Annotated in this window: 19 protein-coding genes and 1 other annotated feature (1 of these 20 cut by a window edge); of the genes, 17 read left to right on the forward strand and 2 right to left on the reverse strand. The window is 52.8% G+C overall.

What is annotated here, in order from left to right; translation table 11 throughout:
- Nucleotides 1–73: 73 nt before the first annotated feature.
- The 9 genes from HS100_20750 to HS100_20790 all read left to right on the forward strand — a co-directional run bounded on the left by HS100_20750 (nt 74) and on the right by HS100_20790 (nt 6,693).
- Nucleotides 74–1,042, forward strand: a complete 969-nt coding sequence (locus HS100_20750) for an NAD(P)-dependent alcohol dehydrogenase (GenBank protein MBE7436357.1) — start codon at nt 74–76, stop codon at nt 1,040–1,042.
- 224 nt (nt 1,043–1,266) lie between these two features.
- Nucleotides 1,267–2,037, forward strand: coding sequence for a hypothetical protein (locus HS100_20755; GenBank protein ID MBE7436358.1), 771 nt, complete (start codon nt 1,267–1,269; stop codon nt 2,035–2,037).
- Between the two features lie 169 nt (nt 2,038–2,206).
- The gene (locus HS100_20760) at nt 2,207–2,485 is read left to right on the forward strand and encodes a helix-turn-helix domain-containing protein (GenBank protein MBE7436359.1); all 279 of its coding nucleotides are present in this window, start codon (nt 2,207–2,209) and stop codon (nt 2,483–2,485) included.
- Nucleotides 2,486–2,517: 32 nt separating this feature from the next.
- Nucleotides 2,518–2,871, forward strand: coding sequence for an IS1 family transposase (locus HS100_20765; GenBank protein ID MBE7436360.1), 354 nt, complete (start codon nt 2,518–2,520; stop codon nt 2,869–2,871).
- A 147-nt stretch (nt 2,872–3,018) separates the two neighbouring features.
- A complete protein-coding gene (locus HS100_20770) occupies nt 3,019–3,552 on the forward strand; it encodes a hypothetical protein (protein ID MBE7436361.1) in 534 nt (177 codons plus the stop codon).
- Between the two features lie 109 nt (nt 3,553–3,661).
- On the forward strand, nt 3,662–4,216 hold the full coding sequence (locus tag HS100_20775; protein MBE7436362.1) for a LysE family translocator: 555 nt from the start codon (nt 3,662–3,664) through the stop codon (nt 4,214–4,216).
- A 165-nt stretch (nt 4,217–4,381) separates the two neighbouring features.
- Entirely contained in the window at nt 4,382–4,831 is a 450-nt protein-coding gene (locus HS100_20780; protein ID MBE7436363.1) for a hypothetical protein, read from the forward strand.
- 91 nt (nt 4,832–4,922) lie between these two features.
- On the forward strand, nt 4,923–5,609 hold the full coding sequence (locus HS100_20785) for a response regulator transcription factor (protein ID MBE7436364.1): 687 nt from the start codon (nt 4,923–4,925) through the stop codon (nt 5,607–5,609).
- 37 nt (nt 5,610–5,646) lie between these two features.
- Complete coding sequence (locus HS100_20790) at nt 5,647–6,693, forward strand: HAMP domain-containing histidine kinase (GenBank protein MBE7436365.1); 1,047 nt, start codon at nt 5,647–5,649, stop codon at nt 6,691–6,693.
- A 42-nt stretch (nt 6,694–6,735) separates the two neighbouring features.
- Here HS100_20790 and HS100_20795 read toward each other — a convergent pair whose 3' ends face one another.
- Nucleotides 6,736–7,488 carry a YIP1 family protein gene (locus tag HS100_20795; protein MBE7436366.1) on the reverse strand — a complete coding sequence of 251 codons (753 nt, stop codon included), beginning with the start codon at nt 7,486–7,488 and terminating at the stop codon, nt 6,736–6,738.
- A 157-nt stretch (nt 7,489–7,645) separates the two neighbouring features.
- Between HS100_20795 and uvrC the strand changes: the two genes are divergently transcribed.
- The 8 genes from uvrC to HS100_20835 all read left to right on the forward strand — a co-directional run bounded on the left by uvrC (nt 7,646) and on the right by HS100_20835 (nt 15,764).
- On the forward strand, nt 7,646–9,517 hold the full coding sequence (uvrC, locus tag HS100_20800) for an excinuclease ABC subunit UvrC (GenBank protein ID MBE7436367.1): 1,872 nt from the start codon (nt 7,646–7,648) through the stop codon (nt 9,515–9,517).
- On the forward strand, nt 9,514–9,894 hold the full coding sequence (locus tag HS100_20805) for a response regulator (GenBank protein ID MBE7436368.1): 381 nt from the start codon (nt 9,514–9,516) through the stop codon (nt 9,892–9,894). The genes uvrC and HS100_20805 overlap by 4 nt, the downstream gene beginning before the upstream one ends.
- Nucleotides 9,895–9,900: 6 nt before the next feature.
- Complete coding sequence (locus HS100_20810; GenBank protein MBE7436369.1) at nt 9,901–10,050, forward strand: hypothetical protein; 150 nt, start codon at nt 9,901–9,903, stop codon at nt 10,048–10,050.
- Nucleotides 10,051–10,228: 178 nt separating this feature from the next.
- Nucleotides 10,229–11,305, forward strand: a complete 1,077-nt coding sequence (gene prfA, locus HS100_20815; protein ID MBE7436370.1) for a peptide chain release factor 1 — start codon at nt 10,229–10,231, stop codon at nt 11,303–11,305.
- A gap of 39 nt (nt 11,306–11,344) precedes the next feature.
- Nucleotides 11,345–13,462 (forward strand): sugar ABC transporter permease, encoded by a 2,118-nt coding sequence (locus tag HS100_20820; GenBank protein ID MBE7436371.1) that lies wholly within the window; start codon nt 11,345–11,347, stop codon nt 13,460–13,462.
- Complete coding sequence (locus tag HS100_20825) at nt 13,455–14,306, forward strand: carbohydrate ABC transporter permease (GenBank protein MBE7436372.1); 852 nt, start codon at nt 13,455–13,457, stop codon at nt 14,304–14,306. Before HS100_20820 ends, HS100_20825 begins: the two co-directional genes overlap by 8 nt.
- On the forward strand, nt 14,303–15,166 hold the full coding sequence (prmC, locus tag HS100_20830; protein MBE7436373.1) for a peptide chain release factor N(5)-glutamine methyltransferase: 864 nt from the start codon (nt 14,303–14,305) through the stop codon (nt 15,164–15,166). Before HS100_20825 ends, prmC begins: the two co-directional genes overlap by 4 nt.
- Complete coding sequence (locus HS100_20835) at nt 15,156–15,764, forward strand: threonylcarbamoyl-AMP synthase (GenBank protein MBE7436374.1); 609 nt, start codon at nt 15,156–15,158, stop codon at nt 15,762–15,764. The genes prmC and HS100_20835 overlap by 11 nt, the downstream gene beginning before the upstream one ends.
- A gap of 220 nt (nt 15,765–15,984) precedes the next feature.
- On the opposite strand, the gene HS100_20840 is transcribed toward HS100_20835, so the two are convergent.
- Nucleotides 15,985–17,358, reverse strand: a complete 1,374-nt coding sequence (locus HS100_20840) for a TrpB-like pyridoxal phosphate-dependent enzyme (GenBank protein ID MBE7436375.1) — start codon at nt 17,356–17,358, stop codon at nt 15,985–15,987.
- 183 nt (nt 17,359–17,541) lie between these two features.
- Nucleotides 17,542–17,799 (reverse strand) — a binding site (T-box leader) (it continues 46 nt past the right edge of the window).

Genomic DNA, 17,799 nt, shown 5'->3' on the forward strand with positions numbered 1-17,799 from the left:
GGCAAACCAGAGCAATGACAAAAGGGCGCACGCAGTTAAGCCTTAAAATATTTACGCAAGAAAGTGAATTCTGATGAAAGCCATTCTCTATGAAAAGTATGGGCAGCCAGAAGTTGCGCTAAAACTGACGGAAGTCGTCAAACCTGTCCCCGTGAATCACCAGGTGCTGGTAAAGGTTCGAGCCGCCTCGGTGAACGCAAAGGAGTGGCGCGGATTCACCATGCCGTCACTGCTTGTGCGTTTCTTCGGCGGAGGCTGGTCAAAGCCCAAAGATCCATCGATCGGCACCGATGTCGCCGGGGTCGTCGAGGCGGTGGGTGAAAATGTCACGCGCTTCAAACCCGGCGACGAAGTGTTCGGAGGCGCCTATGGCTCCTATGCCGAGTATGCCCTGGCACGCGAAGCCTACCTGACGTTGAAACCTGCGAATCGCTCATTTGAAGAAGCGGCTTGTCTGCCTATCGCGGCTATAACTGCCTTACAGGCAATCCGCTATGCGAGTGGGATTCGCGCCGGTCAACAGGTTTTGATCCAGGGCGCTTCGGGGGGAATTGGGATGTTTGCCACTCAACTTGCGAAAGCTTCCGGCGCGGAAGTGACCGCCGTGTGCAGCACCCGCAATCTCGACCTGGCCCGTTCATGGGGCGCCGACCACGCGATAGATTACACCATTGAGGATTTCACAAAAAGCGGCGGACAATATGATTTGATCCTGGGGATAAACGGTTATCACTCGTTGTTTTCATACCGGCAGGCACTCAAGCCGCGGGGCGTCTACGTCTGCGCGGGCGGCGAAATGCTCCAGCTACTGCAAGCCATCATTTTCGGAAAATTATTCTCGCAAAAAGGCGGCAAGACACTGGGCAGTATGGGTATTACGAAATTCAATCAAGATGATCTGGCGTATCTTGGAAAACTCCTCAAAGATGGCACGATCGTTCCCGTCATCGACCGAAGTTATCCACTCGATGAAACCGTCCAAGCCTTGCGACATGTCATTGACAAACATGCCCGCGGAAAAGTTGTGATCACCGTTGGATAAAATCGCATGAACGGGATAACAACTTTGAAAACGACAGTTCGTCACCGGTTTGCGTTGAGATCCGGGCACAATGGCGCATCAGGATTCGGCAATCGGTGTCGAATACGGAATTCCAGTTCAAACCCCGACCGCGGGATTCGGAATGACTTTAATCATCCAGACATCGGTGCAATCTAATTGCTATGCGCCTAAACCTTATATCGAATACCGCACAAGGATGACCTATGAAGTTACCAAAATTTTTTAGGATATTTTGCATAATGGTGATTTATGTTACAAGTTGCCAAACTCAATCCGCTGCGACAACTTCTCCATCAAAAATTGCTACATCGGTCTCACTCCCCACTGTAACCGGCGTTCCCGTCATTGTCGCAACTGAAACTGCTACATCAATTCCCGCACAAATTCCTTTGGTTGCCTCTTCTGAAAGTTGCGCAGCTTCAAATGGTTCATTGCCTTCATTGTCCAGCCCTGAACTATCACCCGTCATCCGCCCAGTGAAAGATACTCTCGGTGGCGGGTTGGTTCAAAGCAAAGAATTTACCATTGAGTTATTCTTGTTTTGCGATTCGGTTTTTCAACCCGGAGCCTCTGAAGCATATTTCCAAAGTGATATTGGCGGCTTGGCAATATCCTATAATTGGCGGTATGACGCTTCGCACGAAAGCGGGTTAATCAATGTGTTCTTTGGAATCGAGCCGGATATTCGCTGGCAAACTGGTGAAGGACCGTCTGCAAGTCAGGGATATATATCACAAGGGCAACTGACAGGTATTCACCTTCCATCAACGGTTGTAAATGATTTTCCCAAACCCGCCTCGCTGCGCTTTATCTATTTATTGCAAACAGAGTCTGGTCAATTGTCCGGAGCCGCTCTCACGTTTGATATTCAACAAACATCAGACGGTATGCGACCGGGTAATGTGCTTGTAACTGCTTTGTCCGATTCAGACCTGGAATCCCTCAAAAGCACATTGCCGCCTGTGATGCCATAACGAATCTTTCAAATAACAACGTCGAGCTAACAGTGCAGTATATTATTGGCTGGGAGTGTCCAAAGGAATGGGCTAAAATAGAGACATGAGAAGATGCCCATACTGCCAAGAAACAACCCGCCAAAACAAAGCAGGAAGAACAAACGCCGGGTCGCAAAGGTATCGCTGTATGCACTGCCACCGCAAATACACGCCGGAACCGAAAAAGCAGGGGTATCCGGACAGTCTCCGCAAGCGAGCCATGGAAATGTACGTGGATGGAGGTAATCTGCGGCGGATAGCTCGTCATTTGAAAGTTGCGCCACAAACGGTGGCGTATTGGGTGACCGATGTAGCTGAGGCTTTACCGAACGCACCCGTGCCCGAAGAGGTCAAAGAAGCCGAAATGGATGAAATCTTCACCTTTATCGGCGATAAAAAAACAGAATCTACATTATCACTGTGGTAGATCGCAAGACTCGTTGCATTTTGGGCTGGGCGGTGGTCTGGATCCGCACTCAGGAAGCCATCCAGCAAGTCGTGGATCAAGCGCCGAAAGCCAAGTGGTACTACAGTGATGGGTTTGATGCTTGCAAATGGCTTTGGTATCATTTCGGCAGGTACGAAGTTTCGCAAGGCAAGACGGACACATATTCAGTGGAAGCTGACAATGCCGAGCTGCGTCACTATCTGGCTCGTCTGGCTCGCAAATCCCGTTGTTTCTCACGCTGTCCATATGCGCTGGAGTGTGCTTTGCGCTTATTTGTCTATTGTTTCAACAGCAGGCAACTGCACAAGCAACGCTTTCCAAACTACGTCTCTCATGTGATGGACTTCGTTAGCCCACTGTTTTAGACACTCTCTATTGGCTAGATTCGCCTCCATTTTCAAGCATCTTTTGGCTTCGGCTATTTTTCTCCAAAGCCCCTCCCTCCCCTGCACTTCATTTCGTTAGCCCGCAAAGTATTCCCTGAACGAGAGATGAAAGGCATAAGGAAGAGCATGAGAAATCCAAAAACCCTGGTCGCCCTCGGATTGACCCTTCTTGGAATCGCAGCGTGCATACCGAACATCAATCCATCCTCGAATCCAACAGCCGTATTACCTCTACCTTCCCCTTCATCGGCAAAGGCGACAGGCGAATCAACTCGCGTGCTACTGCCTGATCTGATCATCAGGTTCATGTATCTCGAACTGGAAGGGAGGCAGGGCAATAGCTGTTTGAGCGCTGATACACATTATGGACCTTATGGAATTCGGGTGATCATTAATAATACCGGCGCCGCTCCAACCGGGAGTTTCTTTGTTGGGTTGAACGGTAGTCTCCAGGAGGTCCATGATGGGCTGCTGGCGGGTCAATCGATTGATCTGCATTTCGCAGGTACAATACCGAGCGGGCGTTATGAGGCAATCGCGGATGCAACGAATCAGGTTGTCGAGAGCCAGGAAGAAAATAATAGGTCATCATTTCTTGCACCAACCCCAAGTCCACCGCCGACCTGTGTCCCTACAATCTCAGTGACCACAACCCCGTAGGGACTCCACTTTGATCTCTATGAATTGGTAATTGATGATAATTGACCCGGTCAAATTTGCTTTGTTTGTCGGAGTATCATGGGCACTGATCCTAGCCCCGGATCCCGATATGTTGTATGTCATTACCCGCGGAGCGACTCACGGGCGTAGAGCCGGGGTCGTGTCGGCAATTGGCGTTATTTGTGGAATCCTGATCCACACGACAGCCGCGGCATTCGGATTGACGATAATTTTCCAGACGTCGGTGCTCGCCTTTCTTATGGTCAAATATCTTGGCGCAATCTACTTGATATATCTTGGCGTGAAAGCCTGGAAGGATAACAGCATCTTCAGACTTCAAGGCTCATCGGCAGGGGCAAGTTCACGCTCTCTCTTCTGGCAGGGCGTATTGTCGAATGTCCTCAATCCCAAAATCGCCGTTTTCTTCATGGCATTCCTGCCGCAATTTGTGGATCAGGGAAGCAATCAGGTGTCATTGCAGATGACAATCCTTGGGTTGACATTTGCAGGCTTTGGGCTTTGTTTTCTGACGGCGGTTGGTTATTCAGCCGGGGCGATCGCAGGATGGCTGGTGCGTGGTCCAAATTATTCGCGGTTCCTGCAAAGACTTGCAGGGAGCATTCTTATCGGCCTCGGATTGCGGTTGGCGATGACCGATCAGTAACGAAGTCCCGACGAGAACTCACGAAAAAGCTCGCATCGCTCCTTTGAAATTCCAACACTCCTCATATGCAACCTCCACAATCCCTGTCGCGAGCATCCACGATTCCTACACAGTCGATTGATAAAGTGGATGCGTAAACAAAATCACTTACCACTGGAGGTAAATATGTTTCGTAACGGTTTAATCTTTCGGCTGATCGGAGTCCTGCTTTTGCTGGGTTTGGTCGTTGCGGGCGGATATACGACCTACAAGGCAGGCATCGCGCAAGGAATCATGCAATCGCCCGATGTCGCAGCCGCGACTGAAAAAGCTGCCGAGAATGGACAAGCCGCACCAATCATCCCAATGTACGGTTACGGCTACCCGCACCCATATGGCTTTGGACATCCGCATTTCTTCAACCCATTCTTAGCGGTCTGCGGTTCCATCCTCTTTCTCTTCTTTTTCTTCGGCGCATTGAGGATGATCTTCTTCCGACCATGGCGCATGGGCTGGGGACATCGCGGTCACTGGGGCAAAGGCTGGGAGGGCAACGTCCCGTCGTTCGTTGAAGAATGGCACAAACGCGCCCACGGTGAAAAACCTGCTGAGGACACCGAAGGTAAAAAAGAATAAGCAATTGAAAGAAGAAAGAGGAGCGAAATCTCTTTCTTCTTTCCCCATTCTTTGACTATTCACTATTCCCCATTCCCTTTATACTTTCCTTATGCCTGAACTCATCCTGGTCGTAGATGACGAACCAAAAGTCGCCCGCCTCGCGCGGGATTACCTGGAGAAAAACGGATTCCGCGTCCTCACGGCCGCCGACGGTCAAGCCGCGCTGGCAATGGCGCGCCGCGAAAAGCCCGACCTTATCATCCTCGACCTTATGCTTCCCTACATCGACGGCCGCGAAGTCTGCCGCATCCTGCGCCGCGAAAGCGACGTACCCATCATCATGCTGACCGCCCTATCCGAAGAGATCGATCAGGTGACAGGGCTCGAGATCGGCGCTGACGATTACATCACCAAGCCGTTCTCCGTCCGCGCGCTGGTGGCGCGCGTGCGCGCCCTCCTTCGCAGGACGCGCGGTGATGTCAAATCGCCCGGCATTGTCCGTGCGGGCGGACTGGAAATCGACCCGGATAAATATGCGGCGGTCTTCGACGGCAATCCGATCAAACTCACGCCAAACGAGTTCAAACTGCTCTATGTGCTCGCCAGCCGCGCTGGCCAAACCTTTACGCGCGAACAGTTGCTGGAGGATTTACACGGCGCAGCCTCCAGCATGGATCGCAGCGTGGACTCGCACATCAAAAACATCCGCAAAAAGCTCGAGAACGCGTCGGGCAATCCCATGATCGAGACCGTGTATGGAATCGGGTATCGATTTATCGATGTGGATAAAAAATGACAATGCACTACCCTTCTCTCAAATATAATCTCTTCCCATGATGAACCATCCCCCTCCGCCCCGCCGCCGCAGCGGACGCCGATTTGGCTTAATTTCCGTCATGTTCTTTGCGGTATTTCTTTGTTTTGTCGGGGGCGCATCTGCAAGTTTATACGAACTTTTTACCCATAACTCCGAAGCCCAACAAAGCTGGCTGTTGCTTTGCGGCGCCCCAGTTGTGGTGGTCATCTTCCTCTTTTTCGTCGTTTTCAACATGTACACGCGCTTCGGCAAACCCCTGCAGTCGATGTTCAACGCCATCGATGCGGTTGCAGAGGGCAACCTCGCAGCGCGCGTGCCGGAGAACAACTCGGATATGTTCAGTGAGTTGTTCAAGCGATTCAACAAAATGGTTGCCGACCTCGAACGCTCGGACAAACAACGCAGGAACCTCACCGCCGACATCGCACACGAACTGCGCACCCCCCTGCATATCATCCAAGGCAATCTCGAAGGCGTGCTCGACGGCGTATATCAACCCACATCCGATCATATCAACAACACATTGGATGAGACCAAACTGCTCGCCCGCCTTGTTGAGGATTTGCAGACTCTCTCCCTCGCTGAAACGGGACAGCTTCCGCTTCATCCCACCCGATTCCTGCTTGCCGATCTGACGGCGGACCTCACTTCGAGTTTTTCCGCCCAAGCCTCATCCCAGGGCGTCGAGCTGACCACAATCCATGCCGATCCAGACCAGGAAATCACCGCCGATTACGACAGGTTGAATCAGGTCTTGTCCAATCTTATATCCAACGCCCTTCGTCACACAGCCCGAGGCGGAACGATCTCCATCGAAACGGAACCAATTTCAGGCGGGGAAAGAAGCGCGCGGATTCGTGTCATGGATACAGGGTCGGGAATCCCCGCCGACGACCTGCCTTTTATCTTCGACCGCTTCTGGCGCGGGGATAAATCACGCACCGGGCGGACGCACAGCGGACTGGGGTTAGCCATCTCGAAACAACTCATCCACGCTCACAAAGGTTCGATCGAGGTGGAAAGCGAGACGGGAAACGGCACGAGTTTTACGATCGAGCTATGAATAAGAACTCCTCCCTTTCAGGAGGAGTTCTCGATTTCTTTCTTATGGAGCCAGCCCCTGATTGATCTCGCCGAACACGTTCCCGATCACGGGTCCCAACAGCAGCAAACCGCCGAAAACAAGGCATCCGCAAACGAAGACGATCACGAGCCAGGGGATCAGGACCGAGCCGGCCGCCTGACCCCAACCAAATCGGTTAACCGCCTTTACGGCAGCGATCTGCAGGTAGATCGCAAAGATGGCAAAACCAAAGGAGATCACGCCGGTGCAGATGCCGACGAACGGGATCGCGCTGAAGAGCGACAGGATCGAAGTGACAATGGTCAACGGAAGCGAGATTGCGCCGACGGCGTAAGCAAGTTTCTCATAGGAACCTGTGCCGCCGAATAACTTCGCCACCCATTGCACGATGGCGACGCCAATGGCGAAAAACAAAACGGATACAAGACCCGCTAACGGAGCGCCGCAGATGCCGCTGACCAACGCGGTAACGGTTGTCCCCGGATCGCCTGTGGTGGTTTGTGGGATGTATTCCTCCAAGCCGGGAATCGGGAGCTGGGGGGTCATTCCCATTGCCGCATAGATGGCTCGCAGGATCGCCTGGATGATCCCGGAAATCGTACCCGCAATGAAAACCCAGATATAAGCGGTCCGCGCTACAGCCTCGGGACCTTCGGTGATTTCGACAAAGGTTTGTTCAGACGGTTTCGTAAAGACCTTCGTCCAGACCTGGAACCAGCCTGCAACCCCTGGCTTGGATTCCATAATGGGGGCGTTCGAGGGCATTTGATCCATTTTCATTCTCCTTGTATAAACATGAATTTGGTTATCACTGGGTGATATCTTATTCGATTGTATTCATCCCGCTTCGGGTAAATTGTAACAGAAGCATTGTATTTATGACCGACCGGGCATAAAAGGTTTCAAAAAGCCCATGTTAGAATAACCGCCGATGGAAATCTCGGAGAAATTGCTAGGCATCCTCGCCACATTACCCGTCAAACCGGGCTGTTATCTGTATCACAATGCCGAGGGGGCGGTCATCTATGTCGGCAAGGCGGTGAACCTGAAGAACCGTGTGCGCAGTTACTTCCACGCGGATTCGAGCCACGACAATAAGACCCGCCGGCTGGTGCGTGAGATCGCGGATATCGAATGGATCGTGGTCGGTTCGGAACTCGAAGCGCTCATCCTCGAGATGAACCTGATCAAGAAGCACCGCCCGAAGTACAACGTCCGGCTGAAAGACGACAAGCGCTACCCGTATATCAAAATCCATTGGAACGAACCGTACCCGAAAGTGACCGTCACCCGCCAGATGGAAGAAGACGGGTCGCGGTATTTTGGTCCGTACACCTCGGCCTGGGCTGTGTACCAAACACTTGAGGTATTAAGAAAGATCTTCCCTTATCTGACATGCGACCGGGAGATCACAGGGAACGATCCGCGCGCGTGTTTGTATTACGACATCAAATTATGCACAGCGCCCTGCATTGGAGCGATCTCGAAAGACGGCTATCGCCAGATGATCTCGGATCTGATGGAATTTCTCAGCGGACACAGCGAAGCCATCGTCCAACGTTTGCAGGATGATATGCAGAAGGCCTCGAATGATATGCGCTTCGAGAAAGCCGCCGCCCTGCGCGATCAGCTCAAAGCCATGCAGACCATCATCGAACGGCAAAAGATCGTTTTCGGCTCGGATTACGCCGACTCGGACGTCATTGCCATGGCGCGCGCAGACGGGGAAGCCTGCGTGCAGATCTTCTTCATCCGCGGCGGGAAGTTGATCGGCCGCGAATACTTCATCCTCGAAGGGACCGAGGATACGACCGACAACGAGGTGATGGCGGAGTTCGTCAAACAGTTCTACACCGAGGCGGCAAACATCCCCGAACAGGTCATGCTCCCGCAGGAGATCGAAGAACGCATCATCATCTCTCAATGGCTCAGGTCAAGGCGCGGCGGGCAGAAAGTGGAACTGATGGTTCCAAAGGAAGGTCAGCCGAAAGACCTCGTCCAGATGGCTTCGGAAAACGCCACTGAAACGCTGCAATCCCTGCGCGCGCAATGGCAGGCGGATGCTCACCGGCAGGAACAGGCGCTTTCTGACCTGCAAACCTACTTGAATTTACCTTCGCCGCCCAATCGAATAGAATGTTACGATGTCAGCCACACACAAGGCGTGGCAACTGTCGGTGCAATGGTCGTGTTCGAACAGGGCGTCCCTGCTAAGCGGCTATACCGCAAGTTCAATATCGAAAGCACCAGTATCGGCGCGCCCGATGACTTCGCCTCGATGGAAGAGATGCTCACGCGCCGCTTCCGGCGATGGAAAGGTTCGCAGGAGAAAGAATCGGATGTCGGGTCCAAAAAAGATGAGGCGTTTTCCTTTCTTCCCGACCTCATCATCATCGACGGCGGTAAAGGCCAGCTCGGAAGGGTCGTCAAAGTTTTGGAAGGGGTCGGGCTGTTCGATAAAGTCCCGGTCGTCGGTCTTGCGAAGCAGGAAGAGGAAATCTTCTTCCCCCACAAGAGCGAGCCGCTGCTGCTCCCGCGGCATTCACAGGGACTTTACCTCGTTCAGAGAATCCGCGACGAAGCCCATCGCTTCGGGATCACGGCGCATCGCAAAAAACGCTCGAAGCTGGGACTCGCCTCCCAGCTGGATTCCATCCCCGGAATTGGTCCTGCGAGACGGAAAGCGCTCTTGAAACATTTCGGTTCCATGGATAAGATTAAAGAGGCAAGCATCGAGGAACTTCTGATGGTAAAAGGCATGAACGAAACTTCTGCAAAGAGCGTGAAGGCGCAATTGGAATGAAGGAAATCTGGATCATCGACGACGACGACGAAATGGCGCAGGCGATCAGCCTGATGCTAAAAGTGCTCGATTATCAATCAAAGCATTTCAACCATCCCCGCCCGGCAGCTCAATTGCTCCTATCGGGAAAACGCCCCGACCTGATGATCCTTGACATCAACATGCCCGAAGTGACCGGGCTTGACATGCTCGAATTCATGCGCCGCAGACCGGAATGGAAGCGACTGCCGGTCATCATGCTCTCGTCCGAAGCCGCGGATGTGATGGTGGACAAAGCCCTGAAGCTTGGCGCGGACGGGTACGTCATGAAACCTGTTACAATCGAGGAACTTGAGAAGGCAATGGCTCAGGCTTTTTATAAACATATCGAAAGGTAAGCTGGAATGGCTGGAAGAAATTCAAAAAATCAAAGACAGAAATCGGCGATGGAAGAAAACGCCGCCAGACGGCAAAAAACGGCGCAGCTTCTCTTCGCCGCGTTCGCCATCATCCTCATCATTTCAATGGTGCTTTCTGCAGTAGCCACTTACTAGCGCAGTCTTTCGATTCGCCCTGCCGCGCGGCGCCTTTCCCGGTGCCGCGCTTTCTTGTGCAAATATTTTCCGCGTAGGGCGCGTTCGCCCGGGACCGTCTGTCCAGGACAGGTCAACGCGTCTTTTGATGTAAGCCCATCGGCGTAAGAGTACGCCAACCATGCAATCATGAGGAAACATGCTCGATAAACTGAAAGCCATCGAAGAAAAATACGAACAACTTGGAAACGAACTTCTCGAAGTCGGAAGCGACTATAAACGCGCCGCAGAGATCGGCAAGGAAAGGACAGGGCTCGAGCCGTTGATCGCCAAGGCGAGGGAATACCGTCAGGCGATGAAAAGCCTGGAAGAAGCCAAAACGATCCTCGTGTCTGAGAACGATGCGGACCTGCTCGCCCTCGCCAAAACTGATATTGATGAATTAACCCCGAAGATCGAAGTGCTCGAAAAAGAGATCAAGGGATTGCTCGTACCCAAGGACCCGCGCGACGACAAGAACGTCATCGTGGAAATCCGCGCCGGAGCTGGCGGCGATGAGGCCGCCATCTTTGCCGCAGACCTGTTCCGCATGTACACACGATTTGCCGAAGATAAACGCTGGAAGACCGAGATCATGTCGGAAAATTCCATTGGCGTGGGTGGATACAAAGAAGTTATCTTCGAAGTGAAAGGCAAGGGCGCATTTTCGAAGATGAAATATGAATCAGGCGTGCATCGCGTCCAGCGCGTTCCAGCCACCGAGGCGCAGGGGCGCATCCACACATCCACCGCCACCGTCGCTGTCCTCGCGGAAGTGGACGATGTTGAGATAGATATACCCGAAACCGATATCGAGATCGAAGTCTATCGTTCGTCCGGCGCTGGCGGGCAGAACGTACAGAAGAACTCCACCGCCGTCCGTTTGTACCACAAACCCACCGGCATGGTCGTGACGTGCCAGGATGAACGTTCGCAATTGCAGAACAAGCTGCGCGCCATGTCCATTTTACGCGCGCGATTGTACGAGATCGAAGAGAACAAACGCCGCGCTGAACTCGAAGCGGATCGCCGTTCGCAAGTCGGCTCCGGAGAACGATCCGAAAAGATCCGCACGTATAATTACCCGCAGAACCGCGTCACCGATCACCGCATCGGGCTTTCCAACTACAACCTCCCCGCCGTGATGGACGGCGATATCGATGAGTTCATCGACGAACTCACCACCCGCGACGAAGCCGGGAAACTGGCCGCCACCGGCGTCGAAGACGATGAATAAAATGAAAGGCACGGACGCCCTGCCGCGACCCGAATGATCATGAACATAAAAACGGCTTTGCGAATTCTATCGATCGTGGCCGTCCTTGCCATTGCATGGGGATTGCGGGTACGCGCGGCGGATAAACTTCCCATCGATTTTGACGAAGACGATTACTTGCGCGCAGGTCAGGAATACGCGCATCTTATCCGGACCTCGAACTGGTCCGGTTTTTTGGAAACCAACTACCGGACAGAGCACCCACCGCTTGCAAAGATCGCCTACGGCATCGTGTTTTCCTTCCTGCCAGAGCAACCGCTTGTCGAAGATGTTGCCATAACCGCCGGTCCTGCCAAAATCCTGCCCGGGGAACTGCTTCGGGCTGGGCGCAAAGAAGCCGCAGGGTTTGGAACGCTCACAGCTTTTTTACTGGCACTTGTGAATCCGCTCGCCGGGATTCTGCTTGCCACCCATTCATTCACTATCAAATACACAAGCCAGATCATGCTGGATGGGCTGTCTTCACTCTTGAGTTTAAGCACCATCCTGGCATATGTGCAATACAAAAGGAGAAACCGCGCCGTTTGGCTGGTCATGTCATCGGTCCTGCTGGGCCTCGCCGCGGATTCGAAATATTTGCACGGCACCGTGGGGTTTGCCATTCTTGTCGACCAGATATTCGAGAATCGGAAAAATATCATCGGCCGTAATTTTAAAACTCTCCTGCCGATCCTTGGTTGGGGATTGTTATCGCTCCTTGTCTTTTTTGGCGCAAATCCATATTTATGGCCGGATCCCATCGGGCGTCTGCAAGAATCCTTCACATCAGTGACATATACGGTTACAAATCCGAATGTGCAAAACGCGAATTTTCCGCTCTGGCAACCCTTGGTCTGGATCAGCATGTCGCCCATCCTCTGGCATGAAAACGTGTTTTTGTTCGCGCCTGATTTTCTGATCGGGCTCTTCGCCATCGTCGGCTTTACCCGCCTCTGGCAAAAGGAAAGGGTCTTTGCCCTCTGGCTGGGACTCTCTCTGCTCACCCTGCTCTTGTGGAAAACGAAATGGCCGCAATATATTCTCATCCTTACAGCCCCACTGTCCCTCGCCGCCGCGGAGGGAATTGCGAAGGCGTGGGAATCGCTTCTGGTAAGTCTCCGCAACCGAGGATCGAAAAGGGTTTTTTATAACTTCGAGGAATCACGGCAGGCAATTCCCTGGCTTGTGCCCGGTTTGATCGCCTTTGCCTTATTGACCCTTCTCCCCTTTTTGTTCCAGGTCGCTGTTTCGCTCACGGATTTCAACAGCGCCTCCATCCGAGATGGTTTCCAGGGCGGCATCTGGCGCGAGATCCTCGGTGGGTTGTCCGGGCAGATCGAGCCTTCAAACTCCGAATTTCCCTTCCGTTCGAACAAAGTCCAATACACCGGCTTTTCCGGCTATCTGCCGATTTTTTACTTTGTAACCGGGCAGGGTATCTTCGTCTTCAACATTCTCTGGATGGTTGCCTCCACCAGCCTGCAGGTGCTTCTGGGTGGCGGTCTTTCGATTCTTCTCAACCAACGCGGTGTGGGATTGAAAAAATTCTGGCAGGCGTTCTTCATCCTTCCATGGGCGATTCCAGAATTCATCGGAGCGCTCATGTGGTTGAACATTTTCGTTCCTGAGATCGGCTGGCTGAGCCTTGCGGCAAAAAAATACGGGGACGCCTTTCCCCTACAATTTTTGATCGGCTGGGAAAGAACACCCACCTTTTGGTTCTTCATTTTTCTCGTCCCAGCCGTTTGGTACGGATTTCCCCTCATCCTGCTGGCGGTCAATGCAGGGCTGAAAACGATCCCCAGGGATATTTACGAAGCCGCCTCCATCGACGGCGCAAACAGCTGGCAAATGCTGCACCACATGACCCTTCCCCTATTGATGCCGATACTGCTACCTGCGATCATCATCCGCGGCATCTACGCCTTCAACCAGTTCTATCTTTTCCAGGCGTTTTTATTTACCGAAAGCACGTTTGCGACACTCTCGTACAACTTATTCAACCCTTCCAGCGGATTTGGAGGCGGACAGTTCGCAGTATCAGCCATCATAAATATCCTGACCGTCTTGATCCTGATCGGCCTTGTAAGTCTTTTCAATCGCCGCATGCAAAGCCGGGAGGAATTCATCCATGCGTAAAATTTCACCCGCCCGCCAGTTAATCACCCAACTCATTCTTCTGTTGGTCGGTCTGTTCATTCTTATCCCCCTCTGGAGCACCGTGCGCCTTGCCTTTGACGGTTCCCTGCACGGACGCCCCACCGAGTTCACCTTCCTCCCAAAAGAGACTTCGCTCGAACCCTTCGTCGCCGTATTGGACCGCCCCTACCAATCTGTCGAGTTCAAGGTTCTCCTCCGAAACAGCATGATCGTTTCGATCGGCGCCGCGATCATCGCCACTTTGCTTGGGATATCGCTCGCCTATGGTTTCGCGCGCTTCCGTTTTCCGGCACGCAATACGGGTCTCTTTATGCTCCTGCTTGCTGCGTTGCTCCCGCCAATCGCTTTTGCCACCCCTCTTTACATCATCCTGAGCCTCCTCAATATTCGCACGACCTTGATAGGATTGACCATCGTCTATGCTGCTTTCGCCATGCCGTTCTGCGTTTGGAACATGCGCGCCGCCTTCGGGGCAATCCCAAGAGAGGTGGAGGAAGCCGCCCACCTCGACGGCGCAAATCATTTCCAGACTTTTCTCCACATCAGCCTCCCTATTTCATTACCGTCCATCGCTGTCACCACCCTGATCGCCTTCCTGATGGGTTACACCGAATTCGCAATCGGCTGGCTCTTCGTGGACAAAGCCGACAATGTCACACTTTCGATGGCAACCTACGCCCTGGTCTACGGACAATTTTCCGGCGCGCAGCCGTGGAGTTACCTTGGCTCCCTCGCCATCGTCATGTCCATTCCGGTCATCATCATATTCATTCTTTTCCAGCAAACCCTGATGGAACGTCTGCTCTTTCAAGAGACCTCATGACCCGAACCCTGGGTGATTACCTAATTCACAAAATACCGAAACTGCCGGGTGACCTGACCCAATTCGACGCCGAACTTCTCCTTGCGCATGCGATTGGAAAACCCCGCACCTGGCTGACAGCACATCTCGATTCGCCTCTTGCCTCAACGCAACTCACATCAATAAACCAGGCATTTTCCCGGCTGGAAGCGGGCGAACCGCTCCCTTACATCCTCGGTCACTGGGAATTCTTCGGCCTCGATTTCGATATCACGCCTGATGTCTTGGTTCCGAGGCCTGAGACGGAACTGCTGGTGGAAAAAGCCATCCACTGGTTGAAGCAAACACCAGAAAGAAGAACTGTCGCGGATGTCGGCACCGGCTCCGGAATCATAGCCACCGCCATCGCGATGAATGTACCCGATGCGCGCATCCTCGCCACTGACATTTCCCTCGAAGCGCTTAAAATCGCCAGGCACAACGCCGAAAAATTTCACGTTCATCACCGTATCGATTTTTTACAATGCGATCTCTTGCCCGAACATATCAACCCGCTCCCCACCGAAAGCCACTTCGATCTCATTTGCGCCAACCTGCCCTACATCCCGACCGCGACTCTCAGCGGGCTTCAAATTTTCGGCCGTGAGCCAACCGTCGCCCTGGATGGAGGCGAAGACGGGCTGAATCCCTATCGCCGCCTGCTGAAAATTGCTCCCGCCTGGCTCGCACCGCAGGGTATGATCCTGCTTGAGATCGAGGCGACTCAGGGAATCAAAGCCTTCAATCTCGCTGCCGATATGTTTTCAGAATCCATCATCTCCTTGCAACAAGACCTCGCCGGTCACAACAGGTTATTGGAAATCTCGTTCCATGAACACTGAAATCGTCCCTGCTTCCGAAATTTCACGCGCCCTCGAAATCCTGCGCAAAGGCGGCATCGGTGCCTTCCCCACCGACACTGTTTACGGACTCGGCGCACTAGCCTTCGACAACGCCGCCATCGAAAGCATCTACACCGCAAAAGACCGCCCACTCGAAAAAGCGATTCCCATTTTGATCGGTGACTTGAGCGATCTCGACAGGATTGGATCGGACATCCCCGAAATGGCTCTCCGTTTTGCCGAGCGCTTCTGGCCCGGACCGTTAACCTGTGTCATACCCAAAAAGTCAACTCTCCCCCCAGCCGTATCTGCCACTTCCACCGTTGCTGTGCGCATCCCGAACCACCCGGATGCCCTTGCTCTGCTCCGCGCGGCTGGACCGATGGCAGTCACATCAGCCAACATCTCTGGAGCGCAAAACCCATTGACTGCACAGGACGTTTACGAGCAACTCCAGGGGCGAATTCCCATAATCCTTGATGGCGGCAAAACCCCCGGCGGAATCCCTTCCACGCTGGTGGATTGCACCGGAGAAAAACCTGTCATCCTCCGTGAGGGTCCGATAACTTTGGAAAATTTAATCTCGACCCTGAGATAATCCTCTTATCCAATGCTTATTTCAAGTTCAGGAAGCGTTTAACTCGCGGAATATAATCAAAGTTGCATTCTCCTGATGTCAAACCCCCAAACGCTCGGGCAAGCGGATGGGGGTTTGAGCTTTTAAAACGTGGGATTCCAGGCTTGATTGGAAAAGCGGAACCCAAAAAGAAGGGGAGAACGATGATCGCGCATCGTTCGATTAAGCGACACGCCGAATCTCAAGCGGGAAGAGTCACCTGCGGCAGTTTTTCCATGGATTTCGCCACCGCCTCGGCGGGATATTCATAATCCTCTAACTTACCGACCAGATAGGATTCGTACGCAGCCATATCGAAGTTCCCATGACCAGAGAGGTTGAAAAGGATGACGCGCTTTTCACCTTTGGCTTTGGCATCAAGGGCTTCGTCAATCGTCGCACGAATCGCGTGAGCCGATTCAGGAGCAGGGACGATTCCTTCTGTTTGCGCGAATTGGATTGCGGCTTCGAAAGTGGCGCGCTGTTTGACCGCTACCGCTTCGATATAGCCTGCATCGTAGAATGCGCTGATGCTCGGCGCTATGCCATGATAGCGCAGCCCTCCCGCGTGGATGCCGGGCGGAACAAAATCGTGTCCCAACGTATGCATTTTTACGATGGGCGCCATCTTCGCGGTATCTCCGTAATCAAAGGTAAATTCGCCGCGTGTCAAGGAAGGAGCAGCTGTCGGTTCAACGGCCAAGAGGCGGGTCTTTCGTCCATTCTTCAGGTTCTCGCGCAGGAAGGGATAAGCAATGCCCGCAAAATTCGAGCCGCCGCCTACACAACCAATCACAACATCCGGATATTCATCCGCCATATCCATCTGCTTCAGCGCCTCTTCACCTATGATGCTTTGGTGAATTAAAACATGATTCAAAACCGAGCCAAGGCTGTATTTCTTTTGCCCGTTTGATGTTGCCGCGGCTTCCACCGCCTCGGAAATCGCAATCCCCAGCGAGCCGGGATTCTCTGAATCTTCGGCAAGGATCGAACGTCCGTAATTCGTCTGGTCGGTGGGGCTTGCAAAGACTTTTGCCCCGAAGGATTCCATGAGATTGCGACGGTAGGGTTTTTGTTTGTAAGAAACCTTGACCATATAAACCTCAAGGTCGAGGTTGAAGAATTTACATGCCATTGAGAGTGCGGAACCCCACTGTCCCGCTCCGGTTTCCGTCGTTAATGCCTTTGTCCCGGCTGCTTTGTTGTAATATGCTTGCGGGATGGCAGTATTGGGCTTATGACTTCCTGCAGGGGACACGCCTTCATTCTTGTAATAGATATGCGCAGGTGTGCCAAGGGCTTTTTCCAAACGTCGGGCACGCAACAAGGGGGTAGGACGATAGAGCTTATAGATTTCGCGCACCTCTTCCGGGATTTCGATATGGCGCTCGGTGGAAATCTCCTGCATGATCAATTCCATGGGGAAAAGGACCGAGAGAAAATCGGGAGTTACAGGTTGAAGCGTACCGGGATGCAGGACCGGGTTGGGGGGGATCGGGGAATCTGCCTGGATGTTGTAATAATATTTCGGAAGGTCGGATTCGTTCAGAATAAAACGAGTCTGATCGGACATGGGATATCTCCTTGTGAATAATCATTGAGGCGAGATATCATCTTGTGTCACAATGGACCAGGACAATCTCTCACGACATTTGTTTAACATTTCTCCTAGAAGACAGGTTCAATTATTAACTTCATGAATCTCCTTTCTCGGTTTGCATGCACGGTGGGGTGGAATCAAAAACGTCCGTCCCATATATGGGACGGACGTTAATCCGTGGTGCCACCCAACTTAGGCTGGTAAGCGAAGATTAAACAAATTACCTGTCATGAAGCAACAGGAAAAAACCAGCCTCACTCATTCGGGCACGCCAGCAAACCGGTTATGCCCTAGCTCTATAACGGGAGTATCCCGGCGGGACATACTTGGGTGGTTACCCGTTCCATCCCGCGGCTCGGAGATCCATTCAGCTTTGTCGTTTCGGACAGGCTTTCACCGCTTTCTGCCTTCTCT

This window comes from Anaerolineales bacterium, assembly GCA_015075725.1.
In the GTDB taxonomy this organism is placed as follows: domain Bacteria; phylum Chloroflexota; class Anaerolineae; order Anaerolineales; family Villigracilaceae; genus Villigracilis.

Excerpts from the sequence above, each read along its gene's own strand:
- HS100_20750 (MBE7436357.1), top strand. The coding sequence starts at position 74 with ATGAAAGCCATTCTCTATGAAAAGTATGGGCAGCCAGAAGTTGCGCTA.
- HS100_20755 (MBE7436358.1), top strand. The coding sequence starts at position 1,267 with ATGAAGTTACCAAAATTTTTTAGGATATTTTGCATAATGGTGATTTAT.
- HS100_20760 (MBE7436359.1), top strand. The coding sequence starts at position 2,207 with ATGCACTGCCACCGCAAATACACGCCGGAACCGAAAAAGCAGGGGTAT.
- HS100_20770 (MBE7436361.1), top strand. The coding sequence starts at position 3,019 with ATGAGAAATCCAAAAACCCTGGTCGCCCTCGGATTGACCCTTCTTGGA.
- HS100_20775 (MBE7436362.1), top strand. The coding sequence starts at position 3,662 with ATGTTGTATGTCATTACCCGCGGAGCGACTCACGGGCGTAGAGCCGGG.
- HS100_20780 (MBE7436363.1), top strand. The coding sequence starts at position 4,382 with ATGTTTCGTAACGGTTTAATCTTTCGGCTGATCGGAGTCCTGCTTTTG.
- HS100_20785 (MBE7436364.1), top strand. The coding sequence starts at position 4,923 with ATGCCTGAACTCATCCTGGTCGTAGATGACGAACCAAAAGTCGCCCGC.
- HS100_20790 (MBE7436365.1), top strand. The coding sequence starts at position 5,647 with ATGATGAACCATCCCCCTCCGCCCCGCCGCCGCAGCGGACGCCGATTT.
- HS100_20795 (MBE7436366.1), bottom strand. The coding sequence starts at position 7,488 with ATGGATCAAATGCCCTCGAACGCCCCCATTATGGAATCCAAGCCAGGG.
- uvrC (MBE7436367.1), top strand. The coding sequence starts at position 7,646 with ATGGAAATCTCGGAGAAATTGCTAGGCATCCTCGCCACATTACCCGTC.
- HS100_20805 (MBE7436368.1), top strand. The coding sequence starts at position 9,514 with ATGAAGGAAATCTGGATCATCGACGACGACGACGAAATGGCGCAGGCG.
- HS100_20810 (MBE7436369.1), top strand. The coding sequence starts at position 9,901 with ATGGCTGGAAGAAATTCAAAAAATCAAAGACAGAAATCGGCGATGGAA.
- prfA (MBE7436370.1), top strand. The coding sequence starts at position 10,229 with ATGCTCGATAAACTGAAAGCCATCGAAGAAAAATACGAACAACTTGGA.
- HS100_20820 (MBE7436371.1), top strand. The coding sequence starts at position 11,345 with ATGAACATAAAAACGGCTTTGCGAATTCTATCGATCGTGGCCGTCCTT.
- HS100_20825 (MBE7436372.1), top strand. The coding sequence starts at position 13,455 with ATGCGTAAAATTTCACCCGCCCGCCAGTTAATCACCCAACTCATTCTT.
- prmC (MBE7436373.1), top strand. The coding sequence starts at position 14,303 with ATGACCCGAACCCTGGGTGATTACCTAATTCACAAAATACCGAAACTG.
- HS100_20835 (MBE7436374.1), top strand. The coding sequence starts at position 15,156 with ATGAACACTGAAATCGTCCCTGCTTCCGAAATTTCACGCGCCCTCGAA.
- HS100_20840 (MBE7436375.1), bottom strand. The coding sequence starts at position 17,358 with ATGTCCGATCAGACTCGTTTTATTCTGAACGAATCCGACCTTCCGAAA.